An 18,030-nucleotide genomic window follows, 5' to 3' on the forward strand; every position below is an offset into this window, starting at 1 on the left:
GCCGGCATGGCCAACACATTTCTTTGGCAGTAATGGCCTCTTCGCAGCACAAGGCTGCTCCTACAAGGGGCATGCGCTTAAAGTGCCGCACCAGGCGCGCGGCCCAACACCCGCGAATATTCTTCACGCGCGTTCTGCTCGGTAAACTCCCCGGCCCACTTCGCCACCACCACCGTCGCCACGCTGTTGCCAATGGTGTTGCAGGTCGCCATGGCCATGGACATGAAGCGGTACACGCCAAACAACAGCGCCAGGCCTTCAACCGGCAGCACGCCGATAGCTGTCACCGTCGCAGCAAACACCACGAAGCTGCCCCCCGACACCGCCGCCGCGCCTTTGGAGGTCACCAGCATGATCGCCAGAATGCCCAGCTGCTGCTCCCAGCCCAGCGGCACGCCGTAGGCGTTGGCAATGAACAGCACGCACATCGACATGTAGATCGAGGTGCCATCCAGGTTGAAGGCATACCCCGTCGGCAGCACCAGGCCCACGCTCTGCTTCGAGCAGCCGAAGCGTTCGAGTTTTTGCAGCAAGCGTGGCAGTGCACTCTCCGACGAAGCAGTGCCAAGCACGATGAAGATCTCGTCCTTGATGTACTTCAAAAAGCGCCACAGGCTGAATCCGGACAACCGGCACACGGCGCCCAGTACCACGAACAGGAAGAAGGCGATCGCCACGTAGAACATCAGCACCAGATTAGCCAGCGACATGAGCACGGCCGAGCCGTTGCTGCCCACCGCGTAAGCCACCGAGCCGAACGCACCCAGCGGGGCGAACTTCATGATCAGGTTGATGAACTCGAAGAAGCACTCCGACACCCGGTTCAGGCCATCCTCGATCACCGCGCGGCGTTCATGCTTCAAGGCCAGCAAGGCAAAGCCGAACAAAACGGCGATCACCAGCACCTGCAACAACTGGCCACCGGCAAAGGCACCGACGAAGTTGTCGGGGAAGATGTTGTAGATGAAGTCCATGGTCGACGCCGGCGCGTGGCCTTTGGCGACAGCGGCGCTGGCGGCAGCCGAGGCGGCACTGCTGGCGTGCGCGCCGTGCATGCCAGAGCCGATACTGATCAGGTTGCCCCACAGCAGGCCCAGGGCCAACGCGAAGGTGGACAGCAGCTCGAAGTACACCAGTGCGCGCCAGCCCACTTTGCCGACACGCTTGATGTCACCGGCCGAAGCAATGCCGTGTACCACGGTGAAGAACACCAGTGGCGCAACGGCAGTCTTGATCAGTTTGAGAAAGATGTCCCCGAGGATCTTGAACTTGGCAGCGAGTTCGGGGGCGAGGAAACCGAAGGCGATGCCCAGCAGCATCGCAGCGATGACCTGAAACGTCAGGTCTTTGTATAGCGGCTTTTTCGAAGTGGAAGACATGGTTGTATTCTCGTTGTTCTTGTCGAAAAGCAGATGACGGGGCCCAGCAGCAGCCGGGCCCCGAGCGGATCAGCGGGCGACGGCGCCCGGGCGGGCCAGCGCCTGGTCGACCATCTGCGGCGCCAGGCCCAGGTAATGGGTCGGGTCGCACAGTTGCTCAAGGGTCGCGAGGTCGACATGCGCGGTGGCCTCACCCTGGGCCTTCAGCGCTTCCAGCAGGCTGATGCCCTGGTCGTTGGCCATGCGGCAGGCGGCATAGACCACGTCGTGGGCCACCTGGCGGCCCAGCGCCGGGGCCAGGCCCATCATCACCGCTTCGGCAACGATCAGGCCTTGGGTCATGTCGAGGTTCTTGCGCATGCGCTTGGTGCGCACGTCCAGGCCGGCCAGCATGAAACGCGCCTGGCCCAGCGAAGCACCGGTCAGCGCGAACGCTTCGGGGATGGCGATCCATTCAGCCTGCCACGGGCCGGTGGAGCGCTCGAAGTCCTGGATCATGGCGTCGAGCATCAGCCCGGCCTGCTGGCGCACGCCCTTGGCAGCGGCATACATCAGCTCGCAGGAAATCGGGTTGCGCTTCTGCGGCATGGTGCTGCTGGCGCCACGGCCCTTGACGAACGGCTCGTAGGCTTCGCCCAGCTCGCTGGTCATCATCATCATGATGTCCAGCGCCACCTTGCCCAGCGAGGCCGTGACCAGGCCGAGGAAGTTCAGGGTTTCGGCCAGGCCGTCACGGGCCACGTGCCAGGTGGCTTGCGGCACGCCCAGGCCCAGTTCGTCCATCAGCGCGGCTTGTACTTCCAGCCCCTTGTCACCCAGCGAGGCCAAGGTACCGGCGGCACCGGCGAACTGCCCCACTTCCACTCTTGGACGCAGCTCGACCAGGCGCTCGGCATGGCGGTCGAACATGCTCAGCCACACTGCGCACTTGTAGCCGAAGGTGATAGGAAGTGCATGCTGCAGGTGGGTGCGGCCGGCCATCGGCGTGTCGCGGTAGCGCAGCGCCAGCTCGGCCAGCAGGCCGCGCACGGCGTGGATGTCGCGCTCGACGATGGCCAGGGCGGCACGCACCTGCAGGACCACGGCGGTGTCCATGATGTCTTGGGTGGTGGCGCCCCAGTGCACGTAGCGGCCCGCTTCACCGCACAACTTCGACAGCTGCTCGACCAGCGGCAGGATCGGGTAACCGACGATTTCGGTTTCGTGCTGCATCAGCGCCAGGTCCAACGCCTCATAGCGCGACAGCTCGGCAATCTGCACGGCGGCTTCGGCAGGGATGACGCCGCAACGGGCTTCGGCCTTGGCCAAGGCCACTTCCACTTCGATGTAACGCTCGATCAGCGATTTGTCGGAGAACACCGCACGCATTTCGGCGGTGCCGAACATGTCACGGAACAGGGTGGAATCGAAAACGGTGGTGGACATGGGCAGGGATCCTGAAATGTTATTTTTTGACCGGACATATTGTTTATGTCCGTACATAATTCTTGCCCTGCCGCTGTTACACTGTCAACCGATGAAATTTGCGAGACAGACCAAAGGTATGAACCCGACGCGCTACACCACCGTGGCAAAGGACTTGATGGAAGGCATCGCCAACGGCCGCTACCCGGTGGGCAGCCTGCTGCCGACCGAGTTCGAGCTGTGCGACCTTTACAATGTGAGCCGGCACACGGTGCGCGCCGCGATCGACCAGCTGCTCAACCAGGGGCTGGTGTCACGGCGCAAGCGCGTGGGCACCCGGGTAGAAGCCAGCAGCCCGCGCGGCGGCTACTCGCAGTCGCTGGCCAGCGTGGCCGACCTGGCCCACCTGGCCGAAACCCAGCAGCGGGAAATCCAGGACGTTCGCCATTTCGTCGCCGACCTGAGCGAAGCGGCGCGGCTGGGGCTGGTACCGGGCGAGCATTACTTCTGCGTGTCGAGCATTCGCGTCGACCGCCTGCACAATGCCTCGCCGCTGTGCTGGACCGATGTGTACGCCCAGCGCGACTATGCCGAGGTCATCGAACGGGCCCGCGAGCACCCCGACCAGCTGATTGCGGGGTTGATTGAGCAGCACTATGGCCGGGCGATCGCGGTGGTCGACCAGCAGGTGCGGGCAGTGCTGCTGACCGCAGAAATGGCCCGGGCGCTGAAGGCCGAAGCGGGTTCACCGGGGTTGAAGATCATCCGCCATTACCGCGAGGAAAACGGTGATCTGATGGCGGTTTCCGAAACCGTGCACCCGGATGACCGCTTTACCCTGGTGACCCAGATGCGCCGGGATCGCTCACCCACCTGATCCGTCCCAAAGGCGCGCGCAAATCCCTGTAGGAGCAGCCTTGTGCTGCGAAGAGGCCATTACTGCCAAAGAAATGTGTTGACCATGCCGGCCTCTTCGCAGCACAAGGCTGCTCCTACAGCGCCCCCAATTGCCTTTCGGCTTCGATCAACTGCTGCCCCCGCACCGTGGTCACCCGATGGTCGCGCGCCAGCCAGGCATAGATGGTCGGTAGCACGAACAAGGTAAACAAGGTGCCCACCAGCATCCCGCACACAATCACCACCCCCAGCCCGAAGCGGCTGTTGGCCCCGGCGCCGCTGGCAAACAGCAGTGGCAGCACGCCAAAAGTCATCGCCGCCGTGGTCATCAGCACTGGCCGCAAGCGTATTTGCGCCGCACGAACAATGGCGGCGGCACGATCGAGGTTGTCGCGCACCTGAATCTCGTTGGCGAACGCCACCATCAGGATGCCGTGCTTGCTGATCAGGCCGATCAGCGTCACCAGGCCAATCTGTGTGTAGATGTTCAGCGTGGCCCAGCCCAGCGCCAGCGGCAGCAGCGCACCGCAGATCGACAGCGGCACGGTCACCAGAATGATCAGGGGGTCGACCAGGCTTTCGTACTGCGCCGCCAGCACCAGGTAGATCACCACCAGGGCCGCGAGAAATGCCCACATCAAGGCAAAGCCCTCCTGCACATACTGGCGCGATTCCGATTGCCAGTCGTGGCTGAAGCCCGGTGGCAGCTCGGCGGTGAGCTGTTCCAGAAATGCCACGGCATTGCCCATCGATACACCCAGGGCCGGGATCGCCTGCAGGGTACTGGCGTTCTGCTGATCGAACTGCAACAGGCGGTTGGGTGCCACTTCGATATCCAGGCGCACCAACGTGGCTAGCGGCACCAGGCTACCATCTTCGGCGCGCACATACTGGCGGCTCAGCGCCGCAGGCGTCAGGCGTTGGTCCTGGATACTCTGTGGGATCACGTCATAAGAACGCCCGAACAGGGCGAAGCGGTTGAGGTACTGCTCGCCCACCAGTACGCCCAGCGACTCACCAATGGCCTGCATGCTGATGCCCAGGCTCGCCGCCTTGGCCCGGTCCACGCGTACCTTGACCACCGGGTTGTTGTAGTCGAGGTCACTGTCCACCACGGCGAACAGGCCGCTGTCGCGGGCGCGTTGCTTGAGCACTTCCATAGTCTGGAACAGCTCGGGGTAATCCTGGGCGCTGCGCAGCACCATCTGCACCGGCAGGCCACCGCTGGAGCCCGGCAGCGACGCGACCTGGAAGGCGAAGATGCTGCTGCCCTCGATATCCGCAACGGCCTGCTGCAACTGCGCCTGCACCTGTGCGGCGGAACGCTCGCGCGCCTGCCAGGCGCTGAGGTTGATGCCACCGAAACTGGCGGCCGGGCCGTCGGTGCCGTTGATGATCCAGGTGTCGGTGGTTTCGGCAATGGACTTCATCACCTGGTCGAGCTTCAGCGCAAAGCGTTCTGCGTATTCGAGGCTGGCATGCTGCGGCGACTTGATGGCGGTCAGCACCGCCGCCTGGTCCTCGGGCGGCGCCAGCTCGCGCTGTGGCAGCAGGTACAGCCAGGGCAGGCTCAGGCACACCAGCAACGCCACGCCGCCACTGATCCAGCGGTGTGCCAGAGTGTAGGCCAGCACCCGTCCATAGGCCCCGCTCAGCGTACCAAACAACCGATCGGCGAGAGTGGCCATGGCGCCATGCTGCTGACCGGGCTGCAGCAACAGCGAGCTCATCACCGGCGACAAGGTCAGCGCCACAATGCCGGACACGATCACCGCCCCCGCCAGGGTCAAGGCAAACTCACGGAACAGCGTGCCGGTCAGCCCGCCCATCAAGCCAATGGGCGCATACACCGCCGCCAGGGTCAGGGTCATGGCGATCACCGGCCCGGCGATTTCCCGCGCCCCGGCCAATGCTGCCGCGACCGGCGACTTGCCCTCCTCGATATGCCGGTGCACGTTTTCCACCACCACAATGGCATCGTCCACCACCAGGCCGATGGCCAGCACCATCGCCAGCAAGGTCAGCAGGTTGAGGCTGAAACCGAACATCAACATCAGGCCCGCGGCCCCCAGCATCGACAGCGGAATGGCCACCACCGCGATCAGCACGCTGCGCAGCGAACCCAGGCACAGCCAGATCACCAACACCACGATCAGCATCGCCTCCACCAAGGTGCGCAGCACTTCATGGATCGACGCATCGATGAAGCGTGCGGTTTCATAGGCCAGCGCCACGTTCACGCCAGGCGGCAAGGTCTGCTGGATCTGTGGCAGCAGTTGGCGAATACCCTCGACGATCACCAGAGGGTTGCCGCTGGGCGTGGGGAACAGCCCCAGGTGCACGGCAGGTTTGCCGTCCATGGTGGCACTGGTCTGCGTGGCCGCCGCACTCAGCTCGACGGTGCCGATATCGCGCAGGCGCACCAGGTCGGTGCCATCGTTGCGGATGATCAGCTCACGGAAGTCTTCGACCCGGGTCAGGTCGGTGTCCACCTGGATATCGGCCAGCACGTACTGCCCGCGCACCTGGCCCGGCGTTGCCTGGTAGTTGTTGGCACGTACCGCCTGCGCCACGTCCGCCGCCGTCACCCCGCGCCCGGCCATCTGCTCACTGTCCAGCCACAGGCGCATGGCCAGGCGCTGCCCGCCGAACGACTGCACCTTGGCCACGCCGTCGATACCGGAGAACTGCGGTTCCACCACCCGCGACAGGTAATCGCTCAGTTCCGGTATCGACAGGCTGTCGCTGGCAAACCCCACATAGGCCACGGCAGTGGAGTCACCTGCCGACAGTTCCACCACTGGGTCGTAGGCTTTTTCCGGCAGGCGATAGCGCACCTGGTTGACCTTGGCCATGGTTTCGGCCAGCGCCTGGGTCGAATCGCGGTTGAGCACCATGCGCAAGGTGATCAGGCTGCGCCCCTGCTGCGACGACGAGGACAGGTAGTCGATGCCTTCGACCGACGACACTGCCTGGGTGATCGGCTGCGTCACGAAACCCTGCATCAACTCGGCGGAGGCACCGGGGTACTCGGTGCTGATGGTAATGGTCGAGCTTTCCAGCAACGGGTACTGGCGGATCGGCAACTTGCCCATGGCAAACAGCCCCATCAGGATGATCAGGCTGCTGACCACCAGCGCCAGCACCGGGCGGCGCACGAAGACGTCGGTAAACCTCACGACTGCCGCCCTCCCTGGCTGGCCTGCAGGCTGTCCTGCGCCACTGGCTCGACCGGCATGCCATCACTCAGTTTCAGCTGGCCGGAAACCACCACACGGTCACCGGGCGTCAGGCCGGAGGTGATTTCCACCCGCCCCTGCCAGCGCTCACCGGTGGTTACCTGCACCCGGCTCACCCGGGTGCCATGCTGCGGGTCCTGGGTCGCGACAAACACCGTCTGCCCATAGGCGGTGTAGGTGATCGCGGTTTCCGGCACGGCCAGCACGGTCGACGGCTGCGCAGCATCCAGCCGCACGCCGGCGTACATACCCGGCTGCAACTGCCCTTGCGGGTTCGGCAAGGCCGCCTGTACCTGCACAAGGCGTGCTGTGCTGACCACCGGGTCGACCGCCACCACCCGCGCCTGGAAGTCTTGCCCACGCACCGCATCCACCGTCAGTGCCAGCACTTGCCCGGCGTGCACTTCGGGGGCGGCCTGCTCGCCCAAGGCGAAGTTCACATGCAACTGGCTGATGTCGGCCAGGCTGACGATGGTCTCGCCAGCGCCCAGGTACTGGCCCTGATGCACACGGCGGATGCCGAGCTTGCCGGCAAACGGTGCACGAATGGCCTTCTGCGCGATCAGCGCCTCGACATGCTGCAGCTCACCACGGGCCACGTCCACGGCCGTGGCGGCGTTGTCCAGCAGCTCTTGCGACACGGCATTCATCGCGCGCAGTTTGCGGCTGCGCTGCAGCACCACGTCAGCGTTACGCAACCTGGCCTGCAACTGCACGCGAAGGGCCTGCTCGGGCGCGTCGTTGAGCTGCACCAGCAACTGCCCGGCCGCGACTGTCTGCCCCGACTCGAAGGCGATGCGGGTAATACGCCCTGGCATCTCGGCCGCCACCTGCACCTGGTTGAACGCCTCCAACTCCCCCGAAGCAAAGCGCTGCCGCGCCAGTTGCACCTGCTCGGCCGTGGCCAGCGCCACCTTGGTCGCCGGCCACACCGCCGCAGCGGGTGGCGCCGAGCCGCTTCCCACCAGCGCATAGGCAGCGGCCAGCGCACCGGCAACAGCGCCGGCCCAGGCCAGTAACGTCCGTTTGTTCATGCACAGCTCCGATCACAGGGAAAGCGGTTGCAGGGAAGATCGGGCAGGACTATAAGAGCTCAACTTTACTTGAGGTCAACAGGCATGGCAGCGGACAACACACGGATGCTCACAGTGGGTGAAGTGGCCAAGCGCAGCGGCGTGGCGGTATCTGCGCTGCACTTCTACGAAACCAAGGGGCTGATCGCCAGCGTCCGCACGGCAGGCAACCAGCGCCGCTATCCCTCGCTGGTGCTGCGTACCCTGGCGATCATCAAGGTAGCCCAGCGCACGGGAATTCCGCTTGAGGAAATCAAACAGGCCTTCAGCCGTTATGCCCCCAACAGCAAGCTCACGGCAGCACAATGGAGCGAGATGTCCACCGCCTGGCGCGAGGACCTGAATGCCCGCATTCGCACACTGGAAGCACTGCGCGACAGCCTCGACAACTGCATTGGCTGCGGTTGCCTGTCGCTGGAGGACTGCCCACTGCGCAACCCCGAGGATGTACTGGGCAAGGAAGGGACCGGGGCGCGGATCCTCGAAAAGAAGGCGCGCTAACCTCGCGCGCTCATGCCAGGTGCGACCCTTTGCCGGCGCGCATCACCTGCAGGTGACAAGCAGTCGCTTTGAACCATTGCGGCGATTCACCGCCCTAACCCTGTGCTGTTAACCCAAAGCCGCTCACAGGAAGGAACTAAGCCATCATGAAACGCGAACAGATCGAAGGTGTAGCAGAGGACCTGGCTGGCAAAGCGCAAAGCGCCGTAGGTCGCCTGGTCGAAGACCCGGCGCTGGAAGCCGAAGGCGATGCGCGTCAGGCCGCAGGCCAGGTGACCAAGTCCTACGGCGACACCCTGGACACGGTGTCCTCGTTCGTCAAGGAAAAGCCCTTCGCCGCACTGGCCATCACCGCCGCCGTCACACTGGTGGTCTCTCGCCTGCTGCGCCGCTGAGCCACGGCGCCTCAGGCGGTTCAGGGCCGGATATCTCGTCCGGCCTGCGCCATCACCAGATGGCGATATCGTAGGTCAGGTAAAGGCGATTGCTGTCTCGGCCCCGGGCGAAATCTGATCGATACACATAATTTCGCAGCTTTACGCCCAGCCCTTTCAGCGGCCCGCCCTGCACCACGTAGGCAAGCTCGGCGTCACGCTCCCATTCTTTGATGCCCTCGTCACCTGAGCGGCCATTGTCGCCACTCAGGTAACGCGTCATGAAGGTCAGCCCCGGTACCCCGGCGGCAGCGAAGTTGTAGGCGTAGCTGGCCATCCAGGTCTTCTCTTCCTCTTCGATGAACTTGCCGATGCCGACGTTGCTGAACGAATAGACCGTTGCCCCACTGATATACGGCAGCCCCGCTTCACCATCGAGCACCTGGTAACCTGCGCCGACGGTATGCCCGGAGTGGGCGTACGACAGTTGGCCGCTGAACAGGTCGTTGTCGATGCCACCGCCATACGCCGTACCGCTGTCGCGGCTTTTGAAGTAACGCAGGTCGGTGGTCAGCACGCCGCCGCCCAGCGGCAGGTCATGCACCAGCCCGGCGAAGTCCTGCCGGTAGAAATGCTCGAGCTCGCCATGGAAATAACTCAGGCGCAGTTGCTTGCTGACGGCATAGTCAGCACCGGCGAAGCTGAAGTCGCCAGACGCTGGGCCGCCATACCCGTCCAGGTACAACCCGGTGCTATCGGATGAGTCGCGCTGTTTGAAGCGATCCAGGTGGCCGGCGGTAAGGGTGAGGTTGTCGATGTCGGTGCTGGTCAGCTGGGTTCCCTGGTAAGTCTGCGGCAGCAGGCGTGCATCGTTGTACACCAGTACCGGCGTCTTGGGCAGCAAGGTGCCATGCTTGACCACGGTACTGCCCAGGCGGGCTTTGGTCGTGATACCGGCGCTGGCGAATTCGTCGGCCGCGCGGCCATCGTCATGCACTGGCAGCAACCCGGTGCCGCTGCGCCCACGGCCGGAGTCGAGCTTGACGCCGACCAGGCCCAAGGCGTCGAGCCCCAGGCCGAGGGTGCCTTGGGTGAAGCCGGACTGGTAATCGAGCAGAAAGCCTTGAGCCCACTCCACCCGTTCGCTTTTGGCTGTGGCGGCGGCGCGGGCGCTCATACCCTGCTCGTCACGGAAATTCTCGTTGAAATACACGTTGCGCAACTGCAGCTTGAGCTTGCTGTCATCGACAAAACCGGAAGCGCCGGCAACAGGCAGCCAGCCGCACAGCAGGCCACAGGTGGCCCCACGGAACACAGCTCGGGACATGATCGGTACTCTATTGTTGTTTTAGGGATGAGCAGGCGTTGCGCCTGGCAGCACCAGAAGCGTTCAGACGAAGAAGGACAAGGCGCCCGTCAGCAGTGCCAGCGCCGTGATCACCAGCGAGGTGAGCACCGCCCATTTCACAGTGGCTTTCTGGAAGTCGCCGATGTCGCGATCGACCATGCCCACCAGCAGCAGGGTCGAGGCTACCAATGGGCTCATCAGGTGCACCGGCTGCCCCAGCACCGAAGCGCGGGCGATCTCTACAGGGTCGATGCCGTACGCGGCCGCGGCATTGGCCAGGATCGGCACAACGCCGAAGTAGTACGCGTCGTTGGACAGCACGAAGGTCAGCGGCATGCTGGTCAGCGCCACCACCAGCGGGAACCAGTGGCTCCACGCTTCCGGAATCCAGTCCACCAGCGTCTGGGCCAATGCATCGACCATCTTGGTACCCGAGAAAATACCGGCAAAGATGCCCGCGGCGAACACCAGCAGCACCACGGTCATGGCGTTGCCCGAATGGGCGAGGATGCGCTCTTTCTGCAGGTCCAGCTGCGGGTAGTTGATCATCAGTGCGGCGACGAAACCGATCATGAACAGGATGGCCGCGTGCATCAGCCCCAGCACTAGCGCGGTCATCACGGCGATCACCAGCACCAGGTTCACATAGGCAAGGCGCGGGCGCTTGTGCGGGTTGTCGCCGAGGATTTCCTTGATGTAGCAGTTGCCGCCACCGGACTCCAGGGCAATATTGCCGATACGCCGGCGCTCGGCACGGCCCAGCAGGTAGGCGGTGAACACGACCCATGCCGCCCCACCGATGACGGTGGGCAACATCGGAATGAAGTACTCGGTCGCATCCAGACCGAGCGCGGCAATGGCACGGGTGGCGGGACCACCCCACGGGCTCATGCCGCTCATGATGCTCAATGACAGCATCGACACGGTCGCCAGGATCATCGGGTTCATGCCGATGCGCTTGTACAGCGGCAGCATGGCAGCGCAGGTAATCATGTAAGTCGTGGTGCCATCACCGTCCAGCGCCACCAGCAGCGACAGCAGAGCGGTGCCGATAGCGATCTTGATTGGGTCGCCATTCACCCGCTTGAGAATCTTGCGGATCAGCGGGTCGAACAGGCCGGCGTCGATCATCAGGCCGAAGAACAGGATGGCGAACAGCAGCAGCGCGGCAGACGGTGCGACCATTTTCAGCCCATCGAGCATCATCTTGCCCAGGTCTGGCGCAAAACCGCCAATAAGGGCGAAAACAATCGGCACGATGGTCAGTGCGACGATCGGGGACAGGCGTTTACTCATGATCAGGTAGGTGAAGGTCACCACCATGATCAGGCCCAGAAGTGCGAGCATGGTTTGTTCTCTTGTTTTTATTGTCTATGTGGCCACCTGCAGCGCAGACGGCCCCCTGACCCCCACCCGGCAACGCCTGGTGGGGGCCTGTGAAAAGCCTGAGGGTGTCGGGGCTCAGCCGCGGCGGTGTGGTTCGGCGACCCAGTCGGCTGTTTCAGCAACGGGGCTGACCACCGGCTCGCCGTTCAGGCGGCTGTGCAGCGTCTGGCGGTCACAGGCGTTTTCCGACAACGAAACCACCACCGTCGCCACTGCGTTGCTGGCAAGACTCGTCAGCGCACGGGCTTCCGACATGAAGCGGTCGACCCCAATCAACAGGGCCAGGCCGGCCAGGGGTATGTCGTGGATCACGGTAAGGGTCGAGGCCAAGGCCACGAAACCGCTGCCGGTGACGCCTGCCGCGCCCTTGGAGGACAGCAGCATGATCGCCAGCATGGTGACCACCTGGCCCAGGCTCAGGTCGATGTTGCAGGCCTGTGCGATGAAGACGGCTGCCAACGACAGATAGATCGCAGTACCGTCCAGGTTGAACGAGTAGCCAGTGGGCAGCACCAGGCCAACCACGCCTTTCTTGCACCCAAGCTTCTCGAGTTTCTCGAGCATGCGCGGCAGCACCGGCTCGGTGGAGGAAGTACCCAGCACCACCAGGAACTCTTCGCGGAAATAGCGCAGCAACTTCCACAGGCTGAAGCCATGGGCGCGGCAGATGCCACCGAGCACCACCAGCACGAAGAAGGCGCAGGCGATGTACAACGTCCCCACCAGCTTGGCCAGCGCACCAAGGGACGTAATCCCGTACTGGCCCACGGTGAATGCCAGTGCGCCGAAAGCGCCGACCGGGGCAAAGCGCATCAGGTAGCCGAAGATGCGGAACACCATGGTCGAGGCCGACTCCAGCACGTCCAGTACCGGCTTGCCCTTTTCGCCCATCGACGAGAGGGCGAAACCGCTGAGTACGGCGATGAACAGCACCGGCAAGACCTCACCCTTGTTGAAGGCACCGATGAAGGTGTCCGGGATGATGTGCATGAAAAAGTCCACCACACTCAGCTTGGCGGCCGACGCGGTGTACTGGCTCAGGCCCGCTGTGCTCAGGGTGGCAGGATCGATGTTCATGCCGGCACCTGGCTTGAACAGGTAAACCGCCGCCAGTCCGATCACCAGGCTGACCACCGTCAGGCCCAGGAACAGCAGCAGGGTCTTGCTCATCAAGCGCCCCAGGGAACGCTTGTCGGTCATGCCGGCGATGCCGGTTACGATGGTGCAGAACACCACCGGCGCGATCATCATCTTGATCAGCTTGATGAACGCATCACCCAGCGGCTTGAGGGCCACGGCCTGTTGCGCCCAGAAGTGTCCGACCACCACGCCCAGCAGGACGGCGCAGAGAATCTGGAAATACAGCGATTTGGCGAGTCTCATGGCATCACCCATTGTTGAAATTGTGCGGATGCGCTTGTTACGAATGTGCAGGTCTGAATCGGTGCCTGGAGCTACCCGGCCAACCTGCGGAATGTAGGGGCGTAGACGAACCCTGAGAAGAGCCGCCGGGCGGTTCGCACCACCGAAGCCTGGATCGTCTGGCCCTCGGCACCGCTGCGCGTCAGCGCAACATCGATGCCGCCACTTGGGTGCTCCAGGCGGACCTCGGCCAGTTGCTGCGCGCCTTCGCCCAACAGGTCGGCAATCACGGTGCCAGGGCTGACGCAGGCAGTCGCCAGCCCCACCGCTCCCGTGATCGCCAAGGCACGATGGCAGTTGTGCGGCATGAAATAGCGAACCTGCAGCGTGCCGTCGTAGCGCGGCTTGGACACCAGCACTGGCTTGGGGATGACCATGCCACTGACATCGCCCAGGCCCATGGCCTTTCCGGCCTTCAGCCGCAACGCTTCCAGGCGTTCGAGCAGCGCGCTGTTGGCGTCCAGCTGAGCCGGGGTTTCCGAGCCGCTGACACCCAACTGGCTGGCCTCCACCACCATCATCGGCATGGCCATGTCGATGCAGGTCACCGGCACGCCATCAATCACATCCTGGGCCTTGCCCGTGGGGAACAGCTTGCCGGTCTTGCTGCCGACCGCGTCGAGGAAGGTCAGGTGCACCGGGGCGGCAGTGCCCGGTACCCCATCGATCGCCGTGCGGCCTTCGTAGCGCACGATACCGCCGGGCGTTTCGACCAGCGAATTGACGAAGGTGCCGGTGTTGAGGTTGCGAATGCGCACCAAGGTCTTGCCTTCCTGGCCTTTTACCAACCCCTGTTCGATGGCGAACGGCCCAACCGCACACAGCATGTTGCCGCAGTTGGGGGCCGTATCGACCCGGCGCTGTGCGACCATCACCTGCACGAACAGGTAGTCGACATCGGCGTCGGCATGCAATGACGGGCTGATGATCGCCACCTTGCTGGTCTGCGGGCTGCCGCCACCGATGCCGTCGATTTCCAGCTCATGGCCAGAGCCCATCAGGTTGATCAGCAATTCGTCGCGCTCGACCACATTGGCAGGCAGGTCCCAGGCGTGGAAGAACGGCCCTTTGGAGGTACCGCCGCGCATGAGTACGCAAGGAATTCGTTGCATGATTTCGCACTCTTGTTGATCAATGGACATCATTGATGCTGTGAGCAAAAGAGTGACAGGGATGGATAAATCAATCCAATGCAAATATCGTAGCTATTATTGCGATTCAGACATAAATAAAGCGCCAGGCCAGTCGAAGGTTTTCTTATGGAATATGAGCTGCAAGACATCAGATCTTTCGTGAAAATCGCCGAACTTGGCAGTTTTCATGAGGCCGCAGAAGCGCTTCACCTGTCCCAGCCGGCCCTGAGCCGGCGGATCAAGAAACTGGAGGAAGGCCTGGGCACCTCGCTACTGGAACGCACCACTCGCCGGGTCAGCCTGACCAGCGTGGGCCGCGACTTCCTGCCCAAGGCCAGGCGCCTGCTGGATGATTTTGAAGACTCGATCCTCAGCATCCGCGAACTGGCCGAGCGCCAGACCGGTCAGGTTACCCTCGCCTGCATCCCTACCGCCGCGTTCTACTTCCTGCCGTCGGTAATCCGCGATTACAACGAGCAATACCCGAAAATCCGCATTCGCCTGCTGGACCTTAGCGCCAACGACGGGCTCGAAGCCGTGCTGCGCGGCGAGGCCGACTTCGGCATCAACATGATGAGCGGCCAGCACCCGGACATCGAGTTTGTCTCGCTGGTGCAGGAGCACTTTGTACTGGCCTGCCGGCGTGACCACCCACTGGCGAACCGCGCCTCCGTTACCTGGACAGAGCTGGCTGATTACCGCCTGATCGGCGTCGGCCGCCTGAGTGGCAACCGCATGCTGCTGGACCATGCGTTGTCCGGGCTCAACCTGCGGCCCAAGTGGTTCTACGAAGTGCAACACCTGTCCACGTCACTGGGCATGGTCGAAGCCGGGCTGGGCGTGTCGGCCATGCCCAGCCTGGCCATGCCCAATGCCGACCACCCCACGCTGGTGAGCGTGCCGTTGATCGAGCCGCAAGTCACCCGCACGCTAGGGCTGGTGTACCGGCGCGGCGCATCGCTGTCGCCGGCTGCGGAGAAATTCGTTTCGATCCTGCTGCAGAAATGGCCAAATCGCTGAGGGGAGCGGCGCGCCTGGCTTAGTCGTTCTTGCCCAGCATGTACTGGTCAAAATGCTCGATATGCTCGTCTAAGTTGTCCTCGAGCATCATCCGGTACTGATCACAGAAGTACTTCAGAATCTCTTCCCGTGCCGCACCCAGCTCCGCGCCGCTCTTGAAGCTGCGGGCGCTCATCCAGGCGCTGAAGCGCGCGGCACCGAAGGTGAGCGAGGCGCTGACCTTGCCCAGGTCTTCGAACTTTTCGATCTGCTGGTTCGCCAGTTCAATGTGCGCATCGGCGCGATCGTAAAAGGCCTGGTCGGTAGCTTGGGTCATTGGGGTTCACCTTGTTGCGCAATGCGAGCGGGAGGCCAAGCCTTGCATGTCGCGGCGCATACGTGCAAGGCTGAAAAAGGATCACCCATGACGAAAAGGAAGCAAAGCACCTCATGCTTGGAATCACACGTATCCATCGCTATTTGCGCCCACTGCCTGCAAAACCGACTGCAGCCAGTGGGCGTGACCTCAAGGCCAAACGCGCCACCCACCTCGCCTCAACGGTTGCCAACCTCCTCTGCACGCCCCGCTCCGCCCCGCCTTACCTCTGCGTCACTCCTGAGCGTCCCCCCGTCGAACGTGTGCCCCCGACCTGACTGCCTCCACTGCAGCTCACACACCGTTCTCGCCTGTTGCAGGCGGGATGCCTGACGCAACGACAAGGGGCAACAACCAATGCTTTTCTTTCACGGTAAACACATCTTCAGCGCCATCTTCGATATGGATGGCACCCTCTTCGACACCGAGCGCCTGCGCTTCAAGACACTCAAGCAAGCGTCTCTGGAAATCTTCGGCAAAGCGCTGAGCGAGCACACCCTGATTGGCTCGCTGGGCCTGAGCGCAAAAAAGGCCGAAGCCCTTGCCAAGGCGCATAACGGCGACGACTTCCCGTACGCCGAAATCCGCCAACGCGCCGATGAACTTGAGCTGGAGTACGTGCGCAATCACGGCGTACCGATCAAGGCCGGCCTGCTGGAGGTGCTGGAGCGCCTGCGCAAGTCGGGCCTGACCATGGCAGTGGCCACCTCCAGCCGCCGTGCCATCGCCGAGGAATACCTGATCAACGCCAACGTGCTGAAGTACTTCGACATCACCGTTTGTGGCGATGAAGTCAGCCAAGGCAAACCCCACCCCGAGATTTTCCTGAAAGCCGCCCGCGCGCTCAATTGCGAGCCAGGCCAGTGCTTCATGGTCGAGGACTCTGAAAACGGCATGCTGTCAGCGATGCGCGCCGAAGGGCAGGCGATCCTGATCGAGGACATCAAGCCGCCTGCGCCGGAAATCAAGGCGGGCGCGCTCAAAGCCTACCGCAGCATGCATGAATTTCTCGCCGACCTGAGCGCGTGCGTACCCGACCTGGGCATGCCTGCATTGAGTGAGCCGTTCCCGGCCTCGATGAACCAGTTCAGCGTGGGCATTCATGGTTTCGGCGCCATCGGCGGCGGTTACCTGACGCAGGTATTTTCCCATTGGGACGGCTACACCCGACCGCGTGAAATCATTGCCGCAACCCGCTCGCGCATGCTGCGCGAAAGCGTCAGCGCCTTCGGCCGCTACAGCGTGCGCTACGGTGCCATATCGTTCGACCAAACCATCGACAACGTGCGCATGATCGACATGGACGATGACGACGCGGTCATCAGCATGTACACCACTGCCGAAATCATCGGCCTGAGCCTGCCCGAGCAGGCCATCAGAAGCCAGGCCAGGGTGATCGCCCAAGGCCTGCTGCAACGCTTCGAGCGCCGAGGCCGCGAGCTGACTCTGCTGATCGTGCTGAACAAGGTTGGCGGTGCGGCGTTCGTTCAGCGTCATGTGCAAGCCGAGCTGGCGTTACTGTGCCCGCCTGCGATCAGCGAGCAGGTTATGCAGAAGACCCATTTCGCCGAAACGGTGGTCAGCCGCATCGTGTCCAAACTGGGCAATGACGCACTGGTGCGGCAACTGCGCATCAAGTCGCAGATGTTCCAGAACAGCCTGGAAGACGAGCCCGCAAGCACCTGCAAACCTTCAGCGCCGCTACCGGAGTACGAACGGCTGATCGGCCACTTCAGGCCCTTTGCACAGTCCAGCAGCGCCATGAGCCAGCTGCATCTGGTGCTGTTCAACAGTGAAGCCGACATGCCGCTTTACGCGGAGCGCGGCAGCGATCTGCTCGAACGCCTGCGCCAGGTGAAGACAGTGCCAGACATTGCCCAGATCCAGATCATCAAGAACCGCCTGTGGAACGGCCCGCACGCCATCGTGGCCTGGTACGCCAGCCTGCTGGGCCATGCCTGGGTCGGCCAGGGCATGGGTGATGCGCGGGTGAGTGAGTTGGCCGAGCGCCTGATTCGCCAGGAGGTCGCGCCCGCACTGGTGGCCGAATACCCACAGATGGCCGAGGTGGTCAGCCGCTTTGCCGAGGCATTCCTCGAACGCTGCAAAACCTCGTTCAAAGACCCGTGCGCCCGGGTAGGCCGCGACCCCTTGCGCAAGCTGCAACGCAACGAACGCATCCTCAGCAGCATCGACCTTGCCCGCAAGCACGGTATTGCAACCCCGGCCCTGGCGTTTGGCGCCGGGCTCGCCATTCACCACGCCCTGAACTGCAGCAACAGCAAGGACCTGGAAAGCCAGGCAATCAGGCAGGTTTACCTGGATAACCAGGAAAGCGTCGAAGCCGTGCTCACCCATGCCAACAAACCGTTCCCCGGGTTGTGCCCCGTCAAGGACGCGGAACTGATCGCTGCCATCCGTGAAGGCTTCCGCCAATTGCCACAGCCAGCTTCGCGCCACGCGGTTGCTGTAGGCTCATAACCAGCCCTGGCCGGGACA

At 63.1% G+C, this 18,030-nt stretch carries 14 protein-coding genes; 5 read left to right on the forward strand and 9 right to left on the reverse strand.

Features of this window, described 5'->3' with window-relative positions:
- Window positions 1-77: 77 nt before the first annotated feature.
- Together REH59_RS20145 and REH59_RS20150 are read right to left on the reverse strand one after the other, a co-directional pair.
- Complete coding sequence (locus REH59_RS20145) at window positions 78-1,379, reverse strand: cation:dicarboxylate symporter family transporter (protein WP_014860979.1); 1,302 nt, start codon at window positions 1,377-1,379, stop codon at window positions 78-80.
- A 69-nt stretch (window positions 1,380-1,448) separates the two neighbouring features.
- Entirely contained in the window at window positions 1,449-2,804 is a 1,356-nt protein-coding gene (locus REH59_RS20150) for a class-II fumarase/aspartase family protein (protein ID WP_014860978.1), read from the reverse strand.
- Between the two features lie 118 nt (window positions 2,805-2,922).
- Between REH59_RS20150 and REH59_RS20155 the strand changes: the two genes are divergently transcribed.
- Entirely contained in the window at window positions 2,923-3,660 is a 738-nt protein-coding gene (locus REH59_RS20155; RefSeq protein WP_014860977.1) for a GntR family transcriptional regulator, read from the forward strand.
- Window positions 3,661-3,775: 115 nt separating this feature from the next.
- On the opposite strand, the gene REH59_RS20160 is transcribed toward REH59_RS20155, so the two are convergent.
- Both REH59_RS20160 and REH59_RS20165 read right to left on the reverse strand, forming a co-directional pair.
- Window positions 3,776-6,859 (reverse strand): MexW/MexI family multidrug efflux RND transporter permease subunit, encoded by a 3,084-nt coding sequence (locus REH59_RS20160; protein WP_014860976.1) that lies wholly within the window; start codon window positions 6,857-6,859, stop codon window positions 3,776-3,778.
- Window positions 6,856-7,953 carry an efflux RND transporter periplasmic adaptor subunit gene (locus REH59_RS20165; RefSeq protein WP_014860975.1) on the reverse strand — a complete coding sequence of 366 codons (1,098 nt, stop codon included), beginning with the start codon at window positions 7,951-7,953 and terminating at the stop codon, window positions 6,856-6,858. Before REH59_RS20165 ends, REH59_RS20160 begins: the two co-directional genes overlap by 4 nt.
- A gap of 84 nt (window positions 7,954-8,037) precedes the next feature.
- Between REH59_RS20165 and soxR the strand changes: the two genes are divergently transcribed.
- Entirely contained in the window at window positions 8,038-8,493 is a 456-nt protein-coding gene (soxR, locus tag REH59_RS20170; protein WP_003247276.1) for a redox-sensitive transcriptional activator SoxR, read from the forward strand.
- A gap of 146 nt (window positions 8,494-8,639) precedes the next feature.
- Window positions 8,640-8,888: a CsbD family protein gene (locus REH59_RS20175; protein WP_014860974.1), complete on the forward strand. Its 249-nt coding sequence runs from the start codon at window positions 8,640-8,642 to the stop codon at window positions 8,886-8,888.
- A gap of 52 nt (window positions 8,889-8,940) precedes the next feature.
- Here the strand turns inward: REH59_RS20175 and REH59_RS20180 are convergent, their stop codons facing one another.
- The 4 genes from REH59_RS20180 to REH59_RS20195 form a co-directional block, all read right to left on the reverse strand.
- Window positions 8,941-10,194, reverse strand: coding sequence for an OprD family porin (locus REH59_RS20180; RefSeq protein ID WP_014860973.1), 1,254 nt, complete (start codon window positions 10,192-10,194; stop codon window positions 8,941-8,943).
- A 63-nt stretch (window positions 10,195-10,257) separates the two neighbouring features.
- Window positions 10,258-11,562, reverse strand: a complete 1,305-nt coding sequence (locus REH59_RS20185) for a CitMHS family transporter (protein ID WP_047604551.1) — start codon at window positions 11,560-11,562, stop codon at window positions 10,258-10,260.
- 114 nt (window positions 11,563-11,676) lie between these two features.
- Window positions 11,677-12,984: a dicarboxylate/amino acid:cation symporter gene (locus tag REH59_RS20190; RefSeq protein ID WP_004577439.1), complete on the reverse strand. Its 1,308-nt coding sequence runs from the start codon at window positions 12,982-12,984 to the stop codon at window positions 11,677-11,679.
- Between the two features lie 71 nt (window positions 12,985-13,055).
- Entirely contained in the window at window positions 13,056-14,135 is a 1,080-nt protein-coding gene (locus REH59_RS20195; RefSeq protein WP_003247270.1) for a 4-oxalomesaconate tautomerase, read from the reverse strand.
- 147 nt (window positions 14,136-14,282) lie between these two features.
- On the opposite strand from REH59_RS20195, the gene REH59_RS20200 reads away from it, so the two are divergent.
- Window positions 14,283-15,176 carry a LysR family transcriptional regulator gene (locus tag REH59_RS20200; RefSeq protein ID WP_003247268.1) on the forward strand — a complete coding sequence of 298 codons (894 nt, stop codon included), beginning with the start codon at window positions 14,283-14,285 and terminating at the stop codon, window positions 15,174-15,176.
- A 19-nt stretch (window positions 15,177-15,195) separates the two neighbouring features.
- On the opposite strand, the gene REH59_RS20205 is transcribed toward REH59_RS20200, so the two are convergent.
- Window positions 15,196-15,492, reverse strand: coding sequence for a DUF3144 domain-containing protein (locus REH59_RS20205; RefSeq protein ID WP_003247266.1), 297 nt, complete (start codon window positions 15,490-15,492; stop codon window positions 15,196-15,198).
- Window positions 15,493-15,888: 396 nt separating this feature from the next.
- Here REH59_RS20205 and mtlD point away from each other — a divergent pair, with 396 nt between their 5' ends.
- Window positions 15,889-18,012 (forward strand): bifunctional mannitol-1-phosphate dehydrogenase/phosphatase, encoded by a 2,124-nt coding sequence (gene mtlD / locus REH59_RS20210; RefSeq protein WP_014860969.1) that lies wholly within the window; start codon window positions 15,889-15,891, stop codon window positions 18,010-18,012.
- The last annotated feature ends 18 nt before the right edge of the window (window positions 18,013-18,030 follow it).

It is taken from the genome of Pseudomonas sp. BO3-4 (genome assembly GCF_034044115.1).
GTDB lineage: Bacteria > Pseudomonadota > Gammaproteobacteria > Pseudomonadales > Pseudomonadaceae > Aquipseudomonas > Aquipseudomonas alloputida.